Below are 14,941 nucleotides of genomic sequence, written 5' to 3' on the forward strand. Positions count from 1 at the left end.
TCAGAGGCTGGCATCGACCATGCCGTGACGAACCGCCAACAGCGTCAACTCGACATCGCTGCTGATCGAAAGCTTCTCGAAAATGCGGTAACGGTAAGTGTTGACGGTTTTTGGCGACAGACACAGCTTGTCGGAAATGATCTGGACCTTCTGACAGCCGACAATCATCAGCGCGATCTGGATTTCCCGCTCCGACAAGGCATCGAAAGGTGAATCATTGGTCGGCTGGAAGGATTTGATCGCCAGTTGTTGCGCGATCTGCGGGCTGATGTAGCGCTGCCCGGCAAACACCAGGCGGATGGCCTGGACCATTTCCGGCAACCCGGCGCCCTTGGTCAGATAGCCCGCGGCACCGGCCTGCAACAACCGGGTCGGAAACGGATCTTCTTCGCACACGGTGACCGCGACGACTTTGATATCCGGGTGACTGCGCAATAATTTGCGCGTGGCTTCAAGACCGCCGATACCGGGCATCTTGACGTCCATCAGGACCACATCGGGTTTCAACTCACGCGCCTTGAGCAGGGATTCTTCGCCTGACTCAGCCTGGCCGACTACTTGCAGGCCATCGATGTCAGCCAGCATTCGTGTAATGCCTGTACGAACGAGATCATGGTCATCGACTACTAGCACCCTAATCAAGCAGACACCTCGCGATATGGTCTTATTGGGTTGCCGACACCTTAGCAAAAAGCAACTGGCAGACCTAGCGGCAAGCGTCATATAAAAAGTTTCAATACATCTTGAAAGGCTTGCCGTATGCGTGTTTCAGCCAGGCGAGGCGTTGATATCACGCTGCATTCTCAGGAAACACTCGTCCGTGCCGACTACCTTGAGGCCCTTTCTCGCATACAACGCTTGCGCAGGATTATTTTCAAAAACCGTCAAGCGCAATGCCGGACGCCGCTCCTTGCACGCCATGGCGAATACCTGATCAATCGTCCAGGAACCGGCGCCCTGCCCTCGAAACGCTTCAATGACATGCAACTCGCGGATGTACAGGGCTTTGGCGTCACGACTCAGGCTGACGAAGCCTAGCAAGGTCTCATTGCGCACAATCAACCAATTTTCGCGCCCTGCCCAGCCAACATCAAAACCTTCGTCCTGCCACAGCAGATCGTGCTGAATGTAATAGCGCAGCATGTTTATTCGGGTCAGTTCACGAGCGAAGGCGAGGTCCCGGTGCGTCGCCGGGCGTAATTCGAATGCCATCAAGCCTCCTCGACAGTCACTATTTGCCCCTGCCAACCATCAGCATCGCGGCGAGCCACGACCATCAGGTTGCCTGTACCCGGCGCGGCCGCAATCAGCGAACCGTCCGACGCCCAGATCGCGCTGCGTCCTGCCGATTCCCAGCCCCCCGTCGCACCGCCATGGTTGGCCATCAGGACCGCCATCGAATGATGGCTGGCGTAGCCTTGTAACAAAGCGGTATCCGGGGCGTAGCCGTTTTCCGTGATCAGCACGCCCGCCGCATAGAGATCGGCACCTTGCTGCGCCGCCGCGGCTGCATGACTGGGATGAGAGAAATCCGCGCACACCGCCAACGCGACCGTATCGGCACCTACGGTCAGGGCCGGACCGCCGGTTCCCGGTGCAAATGCCACCTCCTCGCCTGGATGCAGATGTTGCTTGCTGTAGATCCCGAGCGATCCATCAGCGCCCAACACCAGCGCGCCAATCAATACGGGCGAATCCTCCGACAGGCGAATCGGCATCCCGACGACAGCCGTCACACCGACTTCCCGAGCGAGATCCCGTAACGGTTGCAGAACCCTGGCGTCTGGCGCAATGGCCAATTCAGCCGCAAGTCCACGCTCGTACCCGGTCAGGGACAACTCCGGGAACACCAGCAATTGCACGCCCTGCTCAGCAGCAACCTGCATGAAGCGCTGATGCCACACAATGTTTGCAGCAAGGTCACCGGCGATGGAGACCGATTGAGCAGCGGCGATGATCAGTGGCGTCATGGTTCGTCCTTGCGAGGTTGTACATAAGCGAAGCACAAAGTGTGTCACAACCGGCGACGCACTCAAGCGATAGAAAATGCCTGCGGTGATCGATAGCATTTTCTGATTGAATCCACGTACCGGCCTCTAGTAAGCTCGGCGCACTCATCGGAGACAAACCATGTTCAACACCCTCTCACAGCTTCGTACCGTCAGCGCCCTGCGCTCGGTGGCGGCTGCCCGGGTGAATGACGTTTGTGCTCCGGTCAGCTTTTATTTTGGGTATTGGTTTAGCCACTGGCGCGCCTGATACCCACACGGCGCCCACTTTAAACGGGTCGCCACCAGAGATTTCTCAACCCCCGGTCGGCTTCCCGACCGGGGGTTTTGTTTTTTCAGCCCCGCACATTTTTAGCGACACACCAGACAACCAGAGGATTCAACAATGAACTACGCCACTTATTACCGTTACGACAGTTTTACCGCCTGGCGATTTAGCAGCCTCCGCTCGGGACAGCCTGCCGCCTCCGATCGGTCACCCACAGGTGGCAAGCACACACACGCAGCCAATCCGGCCAATTGTCGAACACCCCAGTAGGGCCGAGCGCGCGGGAACGAACCCGCCGCCAGCCCAGGAAGCCCGAATATGAACTCGTCCGTCTCTGCTCTGCCGCTGTCCACCTTGAGCCCTGCCAATGAAGCGCTGACCCTGCGCCTGCCCAGCTCATTGCAACTCAAACAGCAACTGCCACTCAGCAACGCCCTGAGCCAGCAAGTCGCCGCCCACCGCCAGGCGGTTCGCGCGATCCTCAACGGTGAAGACTCCCGTCTGCTGGTCATCGTCGGCCCCTGCTCGATTCACGATCCTCAGTCCGCCCTCGAATACGCCGGCAACCTCGCCCGCCTCGCCGCCGACGTCAGCGATGAAATGCTGCTGGTGATGCGCGCCTACGTCGAAAAACCCCGCACCACCGTTGGCTGGAAAGGCCTGGCCTACGATCCTCATCTGGATGGCAGCGATGACATGGCCGGCGGTTTGACGTTGTCCCGCGAGTTGATGCGCGAAATGCTCCGCCTGGGATTGCCGATTGCCACCGAACTGCTGCAACCGATGGCTGCTGGCTACTTCGACGATCTGCTGAGCTGGGTTGCCATTGGCGCCCGCACCACCGAATCGCAGATCCATCGTGAAATGGCCAGTGGCCTGAGCATGCCGGTCGGCTTCAAGAACGGCACCGATGGTGGTGTCGGTGTGGCCAGCGACGCCATGCGCTCTGCCGCTCACCCGCATCGCCATTTCGGTGTCGACAGCCAGGGTCACCCGGCAATCATTCAGACACCGGGCAACCCCGACACCCACCTGGTACTGCGTGGCGGACACCGCGGACCGAACTACGACCGCGACAGCGTCGCTCGGGTGAACAGCGACTTGATCAAACTGAAGATCCCGGCCCGGATCATGGTCGACTGCAGCCATGCCAACAGCGGCAAAGACCCGTTGCGTCAGCCGGCGGTGTTTAACGATGTGCTTGAACAGCGCCTGCAAGGCGATCGATCACTGATCGGCATGATGATCGAGAGTCACCTGTTCGAAGGCTGCCAATCGCTGGGCCCGTCCATGCGTTACGGCGTGTCAGTCACGGACGGTTGCCTTGGCTGGAGCGCAACAGAACTGTTGCTGCGCCAGGCAACCGATCGGCTCAGGGCTCGGAACAGGGATCAACAATCGGCGTGAGCCACACACCCAACGTCCAGCCCTCACATTGAGGGCCGGACGTCGGAATCGAGACACGACTCACAGGCAAAGGGTGTTGCCGAAGTAGGCCATTGCTGAAAAATCCTCTGTTACAGATCAAAAGATGTCCAAATATTCCGAACGAGACCTCATCCACTTTCGAACTTTCGTACATTTTCTATTCCGTTTTCATCAGGTTACAGCGGCTTCTTCATACAACGCCGAACAGCGGGTGTGCATTAGAGTGAGCCCATCAACACACCTCTGAACGACTGCGAAAAAGGAAAGAACATGCTACGGAATGCAACTACTCAGTATCCGATTCTGTTGGTCCACGGGCTGTTCGGCTTCGACCGCATCGGCAAGATCGAACTCTTTCATGACGTCAAGCAGGCACTTCGAAGTGCAGGCGCAAGAGTGTTTATCCCGCACTTGTCGGCTACCCATAGCAATGAAGTCCGCGGCGACCAACTTCTGGCGCAGATCGAACGCGTACTGGAGGGAACCGGTGCGAACAAAGTCAACCTGATCGGCCACAGCCAGGGCGCACTCGCTGCACGTTACGCAGCGGCGGCAGCGCCGCAAATAATTGCTTCGGTAACCTCCGTCAGCGGACCGAATCACGGTTCGGAACTGGCCGACTTCTTGCGCAAGGCGCTGACGCCCGGGCGCCTGCCGGAACACGTTGCCTCGACAGTCGCAACGTTGTTTGCAGACTTTCTATCGTTGCTCAGCGGCCACAGTCACCTGCCGCAGAACGCCATCGCCGCACTGAATGCCCTGACCACCGAAGGCGTGGGCGCGTTCAACGACAAATATCCCCAGGGGTTGCCGAAAACCTGGGGTGGCAAGGGTCGCGAACTGGTCGACGGTGTGCGTTATTACTCCTGGAGCGGCACCTTGCAGGGCGACCTCCTCGACAAAGGACTTGATGCACTGAGTCCGTTGCACGGGTTCCTCCGCGCCTTTTCCCACTACTTCACCACCGAAGCCGAGCAGAACGATGGCCTGGTTGGCCGCTATAGCTCCCATTTGGGCAAGTCATCCGGTCCGACTACCCGCTGGATCATCTGGACAGCCTCAACCAGACCGTCGGTCCGCGGCACAAGGGCATCGACCCGATTGTCTTGTATGTGCAGCATGCAGAGCGTCTGAGAAATGCCGGCTTATAAAGGAACACCGTGCCGGCCTGCATAATATGGACGGAACTTTGAGAAGAAATAGACCACTGAATCCGGTAGGCTCCGCACTTTACTGAACATTGAAAGGAGTATTTCACCATGGCTAAAGCCACTGCCCGTCACATCCTCGTTGCCAGCGAAGCCAAGTGCAACGAATTGAAAGCTCAAATCGAAGGCGGCGCTGATTTCGCCGAAGTCGCCAAAGCCAACTCCACTTGCCCATCCAGCCGCCAGGGCGGTGATCTGGGTTCGTTCGGTCCAGGCCAGATGGTCAAGGAATTCGACGCCGTGGTATTCAGCGCACCGATCAACGTGGTGCAAGGCCCGGTCAAGACCCAGTTCGGTTACCACCTGCTGGAAGTGACCAGCCGCCAGGACTGATCAGCCTTTAAGTTTCTGCATAACGGCCCGCCTTCTGGTGGGCCGTTGTGTTTGGGATACGTGATACGGGTGGCGAGGGACGCGCCGCTAGCGTACAAATTGCGGTTACTGACCACCCGGCTCTAAGGCTGACAATGCGACTGGCGTTCCCTACTTTATTGTTCACGGCCGTGGCTCTGTTGTTGAGCATCACCGGCGTGACCGCAGCACCGCAACATGCGTTGACCGTGTACGGTGAACCGGCAAAGTATCCTGCCGGCTTTAGTCATTTTGCCTACACAAACCCGCAAGCCCCCAAGGGCGGCACAATGCGCCGCTCGGCCGTCGAAATCGGTCATTTCGATCATATGTTGCCCTACATCGATAAAGGCATTGGCGTCACACAGGTCGACGGCCTGCTTTACTCGCCCCTTGCCCAGCGTTCGCTGGATGAGCCTTACACCGTGTACGGCCTGGTGGCTCAGAAGATGGAGCGCTCGGATGACGGTTTGTCCCTGCGCTTCTACCTCAACCCCAAGGCCCGTTTCGCCGACGGCAAACCGATCACGGCCGAAGATGTGCGCTACACCTTTGACCTGTTGATGACCCAGGGCAGCCTGCGTTATCGCACCCAATTTGCCGACGTCAAAGGCGTCGAAGTGGAATCACCGCTAACGGTTCGGTTCGACTTTAAAAGCAATGAAAACCGTACCCTCCCCCTTGATATCGCGACCTTGCCGGTGTTTCCCGAGCATTGGTGGAAGACTCGTGACTTCGCCAATGGCGGCGGTTACGAGCCACCGTTGGGCAGCGGCCCCTACAGGGTAGGCAAGGTCGACTCCGGTCGCAGCATCACCTTCAAGCGCAATGCCGATTGGTGGGGCAAGGATCTACCGGTCAGCCGCGGCCTCTACAATTTCGATCATTTCAGTATCGAGTACTTCGGCGATACCGACGTCGCCCGCCAGGTGCTGCGCGGCGGTGCCTACGACTACAACCGGGAATTCTCCGCCACCGCTTACTCCATCGGCTACGAAGGCCCGGCCCTCAGTGACGGGCGTCTGCAAAAGGCGCACCTGGCAACCCAAGCCCCGCAACCGGCCCAGGGCTTTGTGTTCAACTTGCAAAACCCGCTGTTCCAGGACCGTCGAGTGCGTCAGGCGCTGGCCATGCTCTGGGATTTCGAGTGGAGCAACCGGCAGATGATGCGCGACATGTACATCCGCCAGCAGAGTTACTTTTCCAACACCGACCTCGCCGCCCGACACCTGCCGGACGCCGGCGAACTGGCGATTCTCGAACCGCTGCGCGGGCAGGTCCCCGACGAGGTGTTCAGCCAGGTTTTCCAGGCTCCGAAAACCGATGGCAGTGGCGTGATACGCGACAAACAATTGCAGGCACTCGATTTGCTCGGACAGGCCGGCTGGAAACCCGATGGCGATCGACTGGTCAACGCCGAAGGCCAGTCTTTGAGTTTCACTTTCCTGGTCAGCCAGAACGGCATGGACCGATTGCTGTTGCCGTATAAACGCACCCTGAAACAGATCGGCATCGACATGAACATTCGCCGCATCGACTCCTCCCAGTACGTGAATCGCCTGATGAGCCGCGACTACGACATGATTGTCACCGGCTACCCGGTCACGACGTCGCCCGGGGGTGAACTGCTCAATTACTTCGGCTCGGTCTCGGCCAACGACCCTGGCGCCAATAACTACATGGTGTTGAAAAATCCAGCGGTCGACACATTGATCGCCGGACTGATTCGCGCCACCACCCAACCCGAAATGCTGCGCTACGCCCACGCGCTGGACCGGGTGCTGCAATGGAATTACTACTGGATTCCCAACTATTACCCGCCGGGCAGCTCCACCGTGTGGTGGAATCGTTTCGGCAGGCCCAACGAGCAAGCCAGCAATGACGAAGCCATCGAGAGCTGGTGGGAAATCAGCACCACGCCGCTGACCAATCAACAGATGACCGCTGAGCAAATCAGCCGTGGCAGACCCGGAGGGCCGCACTGATGTGGGCTTACACACTGCGGCGTCTGCTGCTGATCATTCCGACGCTGGTGATCATTCTTCTGGTCAACTTCATCATCGTCCAGGCCGCGCCGGGCGGCCCGGTGGAACAGGCCATCGCGCAGTTGCAAGGCATCGGCGGCGCGGGTGTCGGCGGCGGTTCCGGCGAACGCATGTCCGGCACCTCCCGATCCAGTCGCGGCCTCGACCCGCAACTGATCAAGGACATCGAAAAGCAATACGGCTTCGACAAGCCCGCGCACGAGCGCCTGTGGCTGATGCTCACCAGTTACGCGCGCCTGGACTTCGGCAAGAGCTTTTTCCGTGGGGTGACCGTCACCGACCTGATCCTGGAAAAAATGCCGGTGACCATTTCCCTCGGGCTCTGGGCAACGCTGATCACCTACCTGGTGTCGATCCCTCTGGGTATCCGCAAGGCCGTGCACCACGGCAGCCACTTCGATATCTGGAGCAGCACCGCGATCGTCATCGGCTACGCCATGCCGGCGTTCCTGTTCGCCATGTTCCTGATGGTGGTCTTCGCCGGTGGCACTTCGCTGAACTGGTTCCCGGTGCGCGGGCTGGTCTCGGACAACTTCGAATCGCTGTCGACCGTGGGCAAAATCGCCGATTACTTCTGGCACCTGGTCTTGCCGGTGACAGCGCTGGTGGTCGGCGGGTTCGCCACGCTGACCATTTTGACCAAGAACTCCTTTCTCAATGAAATCACGCGCCAGTACGTGGTCACCGCCCGGGCCAAAGGTCTGAGTGAACGCCAAGTGCTTTACGGTCACGTGTTTCGCAACGCCATGCTGCTGGTGGTCTCGGGGATTCCCCAAGCGTTCATCAGCGTATTTTTCGCCGGCTCCCTGCTGATCGAAGTGATTTTCTCCCTCGACGGCTTGGGTCGCATGAGTTACGAAGCTGCGGTTTCCCGGGACTATCCGGTGGTATTCGGTTCGCTGTTCATCTTCACGCTGTTCGGTCTCTTGATAAAACTGGTCGGCGACCTGTGCTACACCCTCGTCGACCCGCGTATCGACTTCGCCGCGAGGAACGCCTGATGTTCAAGCTCTCGCCGTTAGGTCGTCGTCGTTTCGAACGCTTCAAGAAAAACCGGCGCGGCTGGTGGTCGCTGTGGCTGTTTGTCGGCCTGTTCCTGTTGACCCTCGGTGGCGAGCTGATCGCCAACGACAAACCGCTGATCGTCAGCTACCAGGGCTCACTCTACTTCCCGGTTCTGAAGCGTCATACCGAGCAGGAGTTTGGCGGACAGCTGCCCTTCCAGGCCGACTACCGCAGTGACTATGTACAGAAGCTGATTCACCAGGGCGGTGGCTGGATGTTGTTCCCGCCAATCCCCTTCAGCGACGACACGCCGAACTATGACCTCAATCAACCCGCGCCCAGCCCTCCGACGAAGGTCAACTGGCTGGGCACCGACGACCAGGCGCGGGACGTGTTGGCCCGAGTGATTTTCGGTGCGCGGGTGTCAATCCTGTTTGCCTTGATGCTGACCTTTGTCAGCGCACTGATCGGCATCGCCGCCGGCGCCCTGCAAGGTTATTACGGCGGCTGGGTCGACCTGATCGGTCAACGGTTGCTGGAGGTTTGGTCGGGACTGCCGGTGCTGTACCTGCTGATCATCCTGTCGGGTTTTGTCGAGCCCAATTTCTGGTGGCTGCTGGGGATCATGGCGCTGTTTTCCTGGCTGGCCCTGGTGGATGTGGTGCGCGCCGAGTTTCTCCGGGGACGCAATCTGGAATACGTCAAAGCCGCCCGGGCGTTGGGCCTGACCGACCGTAAAGTCATCGTCCGGCACATCCTGCCTAACGCAATGAACGCGACCCTGAGTTACCTGCCGTTCATTCTGACCGGGGCGATCTCGACCCTCACAGCGCTGGACTTCCTCGGTTTCGGCATGCCTGCCGGCAGTGCATCGCTGGGCGAGTTGATCGGTCAGGGCAAACAGAATCTGCAAGCGCCGTGGCTGGGTTTGACGGCGTTTTTTACCCTGGCGCTGATTCTTTCTTTACTGGTGTTTATCGGGGAGGCGTTACGTGACGCTTTCGATCCACGATCATGAAGCGGACGGCTGATATGAGTAACAACCTGATCGAAATCCGTGACCTTAATGTGGCCTTCAGCGGCCAGACCGTGGTGCGCAATCTGTGCCTGGACATCCGCCCCGGTGAATGCCTGGCGCTGGTGGGCGAGTCGGGCTGCGGCAAGTCGGTGACCGCTCACTCGATCCTGCAACTGCTGCCCGAGACCGGTACCGAAACCACCGGCAGTATTCGCTACCGTGGCCAGGAGCTGGTCGGCGCATCGGCCAAGGTGTTGCGAGAACTGCGGGGTGACCGCATCGCGATGATCTTCCAGGAGCCCATGACTTCGCTCAATCCGCTGCACAGCATCGAAAAGCAGATCGGCGAAACCCTGCTGCTGCACAAGGGCCTGGCCGGTAAAGCGGCGCAAGCGCGGATACTTGAGTTGCTGCATCTGGTCGGCATTCAGAAGCCCCAAGAGCGGCTCAAGGCCTATCCCCATCAACTGTCCGGCGGCCAACGGCAACGGGTGATGATCGCCATGGCCCTGGCCTGCGAACCGGAGCTGCTGATCGCCGACGAGCCGACCACAGCGTTGGACGTGACAGTGCAGCGCAAGATCCTGCTGCTGCTCAAATCCCTGCAACAGCGTCTCGGCATGTCGCTGCTGCTGATCAGCCACGACCTCAATCTGGTGCGCAGCATTGCCCAACGGGTCTGCGTGATGAAGGCCGGGGAAATCGTCGAGCAGGCACCTTGCGAAACACTGTTTACCGAACCGAAACATCCTTACAGCTGCGTGTTGCTGAATGCCGAACCGGAAGGTGAAGCGTTGCCCCGGGACGAGCGCGAGAACGTGCTTGAGGTCGATGACTTGCGGGTGCGGTTCGTCGTCGGTGGCGGGCTGTTTCAGCGCAAGATCTACCTGAAGGCCGTGGACGGCATCAGCCTCAACATTCAGCGCGGCAAGACGCTGGGCATTGTCGGCGAGTCCGGTTCCGGCAAGTCGACGTTGGGTCAGGCGATCCTGCGCTTGCTCGATTCCGAAGGCAGCATCCGCTTTCAAGGTGAAGCGCTGGATGGCCTGACGCAAAAACAGCTGCGGCCGTGGCGCAAGAAAATGCAGGTGGTGTTCCAGGACCCGTTCGGCAGCCTCAGCCCGCGGATGTCCGTGGCGCAGATCATCAGTGAAGGCCTTGAGGTGCATAGCCAGTTGACGGCTGACGAATGCAAGGCCGAAGTGATTCGGGCACTGGAGGAAGTCGGCCTCGACCCGCAAAGCCGTCATCGCTACCCGCATGAGTTTTCCGGCGGCCAACGCCAACGCATCGCCATCGCCCGGGCGCTGGTGCTGAAACCGGCGCTGATCCTGCTGGACGAACCGACCTCGGCACTGGATCGCACGGTGCAAAAACAAGTGGTCGCCCTGCTCCGCCAACTTCAGGAAAAACATGGCCTGACCTACCTGTTCATCAGCCACGACCTGGCGGTGGTGCGCGCCCTGGCGCATGACATGATCGTGATCAGGGACGGCAAAGTGGTGGAAAGCGGTGCCAGCCATGACGTGTTCGAATCGCCGCAGCATCCGTATACCAAGGAGCTGTTGGCGGCGGCGCATCCTGAGGCCATCCGATGAACACCACCGAAAGCCTCAAGGACTACCAGCGCGTTCGCCTTCTGGCCATCCGTTCGTTGTTCGAGATCATCGAGCAGTCCAGCGAAGGCACGGTGATTGTCGACCGCGATGCGAACATTGTCTGGATGAACGAGCGCTATGCCCGGCGCTTTGGCCTGGAATCGGCGGAAGTGGCGATCGGCAAGGCCTGCGAAAGCGTGATCCCCGGCAGTCTGTTGCGCGAGGTGGTGCGCACCGGTCGGCCGATCCTGCTCGATATGCAGGACACCCCCAAAGAACCGCTGGTGGTGATGCGCCTGCCGATTCATGACGACGCCGGCGTGGTGATCGGCGCCATCGGGTTTGCGCTGTTCGATGAATTGCGCAGCCTCTCGCCGATGCTCAAGCGCTACATGAGCATGCAGGAAGAACTGGCGTCCACCCGTTCGCTGTTGCGAGCGCGGCAGACCAAGTACAACTTTGCGCACTTTATCGGCACCAGCGCCGCCAGCCTCGAAGTCAAGCGCCGCGCCCGACGCAGCGCCAGCGCCGATTCCCCGGTGTTGCTGCTGGGTGAAACCGGCACTGGCAAAGAGTTGCTGGCTCAAGCGATCCACGGCGCTTCGCCGCGTGCGCACAAAGCCTTTGTCAGCATCAACAGCGCGGCGATTCCCGAATCGTTGCTGGAAGCGGAATTCTTCGGCACCGCGCCCGGCGCGTTTACCGGTGCCGATCGCAAAGGCCGTGCCGGCAAGTTACAGATCGCCCAGGGCGGCACCCTGTTTCTCGATGAAATCGGCGACATGCCGCTACCCCTGCAAAGCAAACTGCTGCGGGTGTTGCAGGAGAAAGAATTCGAGCCGGTGGGGTCCAACGAAGTGATCCAGAGCGATGTGCGAGTAATTGCCGCGACCTCCACGGATCTGGAAGCGGCGATCAAACGCGGCGAGTTTCGTGCCGATCTGTATTACCGCCTCAACGTGCTGCCGATCCAGGTCCCGCCGCTGCGTGATCGACTCGATGACCTGCCGGCCCTCAGTGAAGCGATTCTGGAGGAGCTGCGCAGTCAGCACGAATTGAACCGCGAAGCCCTGGAGTTGCTGGGTCAACATGCCTGGCCGGGGAACATTCGCGAGCTGCGCAACGTGCTGGAGCGGGCAGCGCTGCTCAGTGATGACTTGATGCTGAATGCCGCGGATATCCGCGCGGCGATTGGTACGTTCACACCGGTCGCGCGCGTTGCGCCTGTCACGATTGAGCCGGTTGCGCAAGAGACGTTCAGTGCGGCGCGGGAGCGGTTTGATCGACAGTTGATTGAAGCGGCCCTCGCGCAATGCGGCGGGAAGGTGGTTGAAGCGGCGGCGCGGTTGGGGTTGGGGCGGTCGACGTTGTACAAGAAGATGGTGGCATTGGGGATTGCGGAGTCTCTATAACGAGACACAAATCTCCATCTATAGAAAGACCTTCGCGAGCAGGCTCGCTCCCACATTTGACGGCGTTCTTGCGCGCAACTCAGTCAACCTGTGGAGCGAGCCTGCTCGCGAAGAGGCCTTCAAAATCGACACACGTCTCCGAATAGAGACAACAACCTCAAGCGCGTCATGAGAACCTGAAAAAAATCCATATATTTCAATGCCTTAATCATCTGGCACGAAACTCGCTAAAGCCCTCTCCCACAACAGTTCCACCCTACAAAAATAACAATCCAGGAGACACACCATGAGTGTGATCATTGCCTTGGCAGCCCTCACGCTGCTAATGCTCGCGGCCTACCGTGGCTACAGCGTTATCCTCTTTGCCCCGATTGCCGCCCTCGGCGCCGTGCTGCTCACCGACCCTTCCGCCGTCGCCCCCGCCTTCACCGGGGTGTTCATGGAGAAAATGGTCGGTTTCATCAAACTGTATTTCCCGGTGTTCCTGCTCGGTGCAGTGTTCGGCAAGCTGATCGAGTTGTCGGGCTTCTCCCGCTCCATCGTCGCTGCGGCGATTCGCCTGCTCGGCACCCGTCAGGCGATGCTGGTGATCGTGCTGGTCTGCGCCCTGCTGACTTACGGCGGCGTGTCGCTGTTCGTGGTGGTGTTCGCGGTCTACCCGTTTGCTGCCGAAATGTTCCGCCAGAGCAATATTCCCAAGCGCCTGATCCCGGCGACCATCGCCCTCGGCGCGTTCTCTTTCACCATGGACGCCCTGCCCGGCACCCCGCAGATCCAGAACATCATCCCCAGCACTTTCTTCAACACCACCGCCTGGGCCGCGCCCTGGCTGGGCCTGATCGGCTCGATCTTCGTGGTCTGCGCCGGCATGCTGTTTCTGCAACGCCAGCGCAACAAGGCCCAGCGCACAAGTGAAGGTTATGGCACCGAACTGCGCAACGAGCCGGAAACCGCTGCCGACATCAAACTGCCTAATCCGTGGATTGCTGTGTCGCCGCTGCTGGCGGTGGGCATCATGAACCTGCTGTTTACCCAGTGGATTCCACAATGGTACGGCAAGACCCACAGCCTCGCGCTGCCGGGCATGGCCGCGCCGGTGACCACTGAAATTGCCAAGCTGACGGCGATCTGGGCCGTTCAGGCAGCCTTGCTGGTCGGCATCCTTATGGTGCTGGTGTTCGGCTTCCAGGCGATTCGCGGCAAGTTGGCCGAAGGCAGTCGAAGTGCGGTCGGCGGTTCGTTGCTGGCGGCGATGAACACCGCGTCGGAATATGGATTCGGCGCAGTGATCGCCTCGTTGCCAGGCTTCCTGGTGCTGGCTGACTGGCTCAAAAGCATTCCCAACCCGCTGGTCAACGAAGCGATCACCGTGACCCTGCTGGCCGGTATCACCGGTTCTGCGTCGGGCGGTATGAGCATTGCGCTGGCGGCCATGGCCAATGACTTCATCGCAGCGGCCCACGCCGCCAACATCCCCCTGGAAGTGCTGCACCGGGTGGCGGCGATGGCCAGTGGCGGCATGGACACCCTGCCGCATAACGGCGCGGTGATTACCTTGCTGGCGGTCACCGGCCTGACCCATCGCGAAGCCTACAAAGACATTTTCTGTATTACGCTGATCAAGACCCTGGCAGTTTTTGTGGTGATCGGTGTTTTCTACGCCACTGGCATTGTGTGAGGTATTCATGACAACTCTTTCGGGCAAGACTGCACTGGTCACCGGGTCCACCAGCGGCATCGGCTTAGGGATAGCCCTCAGCCTGGCCAAGGCTGGCGCCAACCTGATCCTCAACGGTTTCGGTGATGCGTCCAAGGTGATTGCCGAGGTCGAACAATTCGGCGGCAAGGTCGGCCATCACCCGGCCGACGTTAGCAACCCTGAGCAGATCGCCGACATGATCGCCTACGCCGAGCGTGAGTTCGGCGGCGTGGACATCCTGGTCAACAATGCCGGCATCCAGCACGTGGCGCCGCTGGAAGAGTTCCCGGTGGAGCGCTGGGATTCGATCATTGCGATCAACCTGTCGTCGGTATTCCACAGCTCCCGTTTGAGCCTGCCAGGCATGCGCGCCAAAGGCTGGGGACGGATCATCAATATCGCTTCGGTGCACGGCCAGGTCGGGTCGGTGGGCAAGGCAGCCTATGTGGCAGCCAAGCATGGGGTGATCGGTTTGACCAAAGTGGTCGGGCTGGAAACGGCCACCACCAATGTCACCTGCAACGCCATCTGCCCGGGTTGGGTGCTGACGCCTCTGGTGCAAAAACAGATTGATGACCGCATCGCCAAAGGCATCGACCCGCAACAGGCGCAGCATGATTTGCTGGCCGAGAAGCAGCCTTCCCTGGAGTTTGTAACGCCGCCACAATTGGGCGAACTGGTGCTGTTCTTGTGCAGCGAGGCCGGTAGCCAGGTGCGTGGCGCGGCGTGGAATATTGATGGTGGGTGGTTGGCGCAGTAACCAACCGGACCCTGATCGTTCCCACGCTCTGCGTGGGAATGCAGCCCGGGACGCTCTGCGTCCCAAGAGCCGAACGCGGAGCGTCCGCTGAGGCATTCCCACGCAGAGCGTGGGAACGATCTGAACGAGAGAGCAACAAG

At 59.8% G+C, this 14,941-nt stretch carries 13 protein-coding genes and 1 pseudogene; 11 read left to right on the top strand and 3 right to left on the bottom strand.

The features are described 5' to 3' along the window. The 3 genes from gacA to ACQ4OB_RS03395 all read right to left on the bottom strand — a co-directional run bounded on the left by gacA (window position 1) and on the right by ACQ4OB_RS03395 (window position 1,970). Window positions 1–642, bottom strand: a complete 642-nt coding sequence (gene gacA / locus ACQ4OB_RS03385; protein WP_008015884.1) for a response regulator transcription factor GacA — start codon at window positions 640–642, stop codon at window positions 1–3. A gap of 126 nt (window positions 643–768) precedes the next feature. Further along, window positions 769–1,212: a GNAT family N-acetyltransferase gene (locus tag ACQ4OB_RS03390; protein WP_430955127.1), complete on the bottom strand. Its 444-nt coding sequence runs from the start codon at window positions 1,210–1,212 to the stop codon at window positions 769–771. Continuing rightward, a complete protein-coding gene (locus ACQ4OB_RS03395; RefSeq protein ID WP_430955128.1) occupies window positions 1,212–1,970 on the bottom strand; it encodes a carbon-nitrogen hydrolase family protein in 759 nt (252 codons plus the stop codon). Before ACQ4OB_RS03395 ends, ACQ4OB_RS03390 begins: the two co-directional genes overlap by 1 nt. 160 nt (window positions 1,971–2,130) lie before the next feature. On the opposite strand from ACQ4OB_RS03395, the gene ACQ4OB_RS03400 reads away from it, so the two are divergent. The 11 genes and pseudogenes from ACQ4OB_RS03400 (at window position 2,131) to ACQ4OB_RS03450 (ending at window position 14,801) form a co-directional block, all read left to right on the top strand. After that, window positions 2,131–2,259: a hypothetical protein gene (locus ACQ4OB_RS03400; protein WP_256581310.1), complete on the top strand. Its 129-nt coding sequence runs from the start codon at window positions 2,131–2,133 to the stop codon at window positions 2,257–2,259. Window positions 2,260–2,595: 336 nt separating this feature from the next. Beyond that, window positions 2,596–3,684 (top strand): 3-deoxy-7-phosphoheptulonate synthase, encoded by a 1,089-nt coding sequence (locus ACQ4OB_RS03405; RefSeq protein ID WP_430955129.1) that lies wholly within the window; start codon window positions 2,596–2,598, stop codon window positions 3,682–3,684. 291 nt (window positions 3,685–3,975) lie between these two features. Beyond that, window positions 3,976–4,856 (top strand): annotated as a pseudogene (locus ACQ4OB_RS03410) (esterase/lipase family protein). Between the two features lie 108 nt (window positions 4,857–4,964). Next, a complete protein-coding gene (locus tag ACQ4OB_RS03415; protein WP_046048458.1) occupies window positions 4,965–5,246 on the top strand; it encodes a peptidylprolyl isomerase in 282 nt (93 codons plus the stop codon). A 134-nt stretch (window positions 5,247–5,380) separates the two neighbouring features. Next, window positions 5,381–7,249, top strand: a complete 1,869-nt coding sequence (locus tag ACQ4OB_RS03420; protein ID WP_430955130.1) for an extracellular solute-binding protein — start codon at window positions 5,381–5,383, stop codon at window positions 7,247–7,249. Next, on the top strand, window positions 7,249–8,310 hold the full coding sequence (locus tag ACQ4OB_RS03425; protein WP_430955131.1) for a microcin C ABC transporter permease YejB: 1,062 nt from the start codon (window positions 7,249–7,251) through the stop codon (window positions 8,308–8,310). The genes ACQ4OB_RS03420 and ACQ4OB_RS03425 overlap by 1 nt, the downstream gene beginning before the upstream one ends. After that, window positions 8,310–9,332, top strand: coding sequence for an ABC transporter permease (locus ACQ4OB_RS03430; protein ID WP_074877523.1), 1,023 nt, complete (start codon window positions 8,310–8,312; stop codon window positions 9,330–9,332). Before ACQ4OB_RS03425 ends, ACQ4OB_RS03430 begins: the two co-directional genes overlap by 1 nt. A 14-nt stretch (window positions 9,333–9,346) precedes the next feature. Next, window positions 9,347–10,930, top strand: a complete 1,584-nt coding sequence (locus tag ACQ4OB_RS03435) for an ABC transporter ATP-binding protein (RefSeq protein WP_430955132.1) — start codon at window positions 9,347–9,349, stop codon at window positions 10,928–10,930. Continuing rightward, entirely contained in the window at window positions 10,927–12,342 is a 1,416-nt protein-coding gene (locus ACQ4OB_RS03440) for a sigma-54 interaction domain-containing protein (RefSeq protein WP_430955133.1), read from the top strand. Before ACQ4OB_RS03435 ends, ACQ4OB_RS03440 begins: the two co-directional genes overlap by 4 nt. 286 nt (window positions 12,343–12,628) lie before the next feature. Continuing rightward, complete coding sequence (locus ACQ4OB_RS03445; protein WP_430955134.1) at window positions 12,629–14,020, top strand: GntP family permease; 1,392 nt, start codon at window positions 12,629–12,631, stop codon at window positions 14,018–14,020. Window positions 14,021–14,027: 7 nt separating this feature from the next. Then, complete coding sequence (locus tag ACQ4OB_RS03450) at window positions 14,028–14,801, top strand: 3-hydroxybutyrate dehydrogenase (RefSeq protein WP_074877531.1); 774 nt, start codon at window positions 14,028–14,030, stop codon at window positions 14,799–14,801. Window positions 14,802–14,941 lie beyond the last annotated feature (140 nt).

It is taken from the genome of Pseudomonas sp. ES4 (assembly GCF_050586665.1).
Classification (GTDB): Bacteria; Pseudomonadota; Gammaproteobacteria; order Pseudomonadales; family Pseudomonadaceae; genus Aquipseudomonas; species Aquipseudomonas frederiksbergensis.

Coding starts and splice junctions, on each gene's coding strand:
- ACQ4OB_RS03420 (WP_430955130.1), top strand. CDS start 5,381: ATGCGACTGGCGTTCCCTACTTTATTGTTCACGGCCGTGGCTCTGTTG.
- ACQ4OB_RS03450 (WP_074877531.1), top strand. CDS start 14,028: ATGACAACTCTTTCGGGCAAGACTGCACTGGTCACCGGGTCCACCAGC.
- ACQ4OB_RS03445 (WP_430955134.1), top strand. CDS start 12,629: ATGAGTGTGATCATTGCCTTGGCAGCCCTCACGCTGCTAATGCTCGCG.
- ACQ4OB_RS03435 (WP_430955132.1), top strand. CDS start 9,347: ATGAGTAACAACCTGATCGAAATCCGTGACCTTAATGTGGCCTTCAGC.
- ACQ4OB_RS03405 (WP_430955129.1), top strand. CDS start 2,596: ATGAACTCGTCCGTCTCTGCTCTGCCGCTGTCCACCTTGAGCCCTGCC.
- ACQ4OB_RS03425 (WP_430955131.1), top strand. CDS start 7,249: ATGTGGGCTTACACACTGCGGCGTCTGCTGCTGATCATTCCGACGCTG.
- ACQ4OB_RS03395 (WP_430955128.1), bottom strand. CDS start 1,970: ATGACGCCACTGATCATCGCCGCTGCTCAATCGGTCTCCATCGCCGGT.
- ACQ4OB_RS03415 (WP_046048458.1), top strand. CDS start 4,965: ATGGCTAAAGCCACTGCCCGTCACATCCTCGTTGCCAGCGAAGCCAAG.
- ACQ4OB_RS03440 (WP_430955133.1), top strand. CDS start 10,927: ATGAACACCACCGAAAGCCTCAAGGACTACCAGCGCGTTCGCCTTCTG.
- ACQ4OB_RS03430 (WP_074877523.1), top strand. CDS start 8,310: ATGTTCAAGCTCTCGCCGTTAGGTCGTCGTCGTTTCGAACGCTTCAAG.
- ACQ4OB_RS03390 (WP_430955127.1), bottom strand. CDS start 1,212: ATGGCATTCGAATTACGCCCGGCGACGCACCGGGACCTCGCCTTCGCT.
- ACQ4OB_RS03400 (WP_256581310.1), top strand. CDS start 2,131: ATGTTCAACACCCTCTCACAGCTTCGTACCGTCAGCGCCCTGCGCTCG.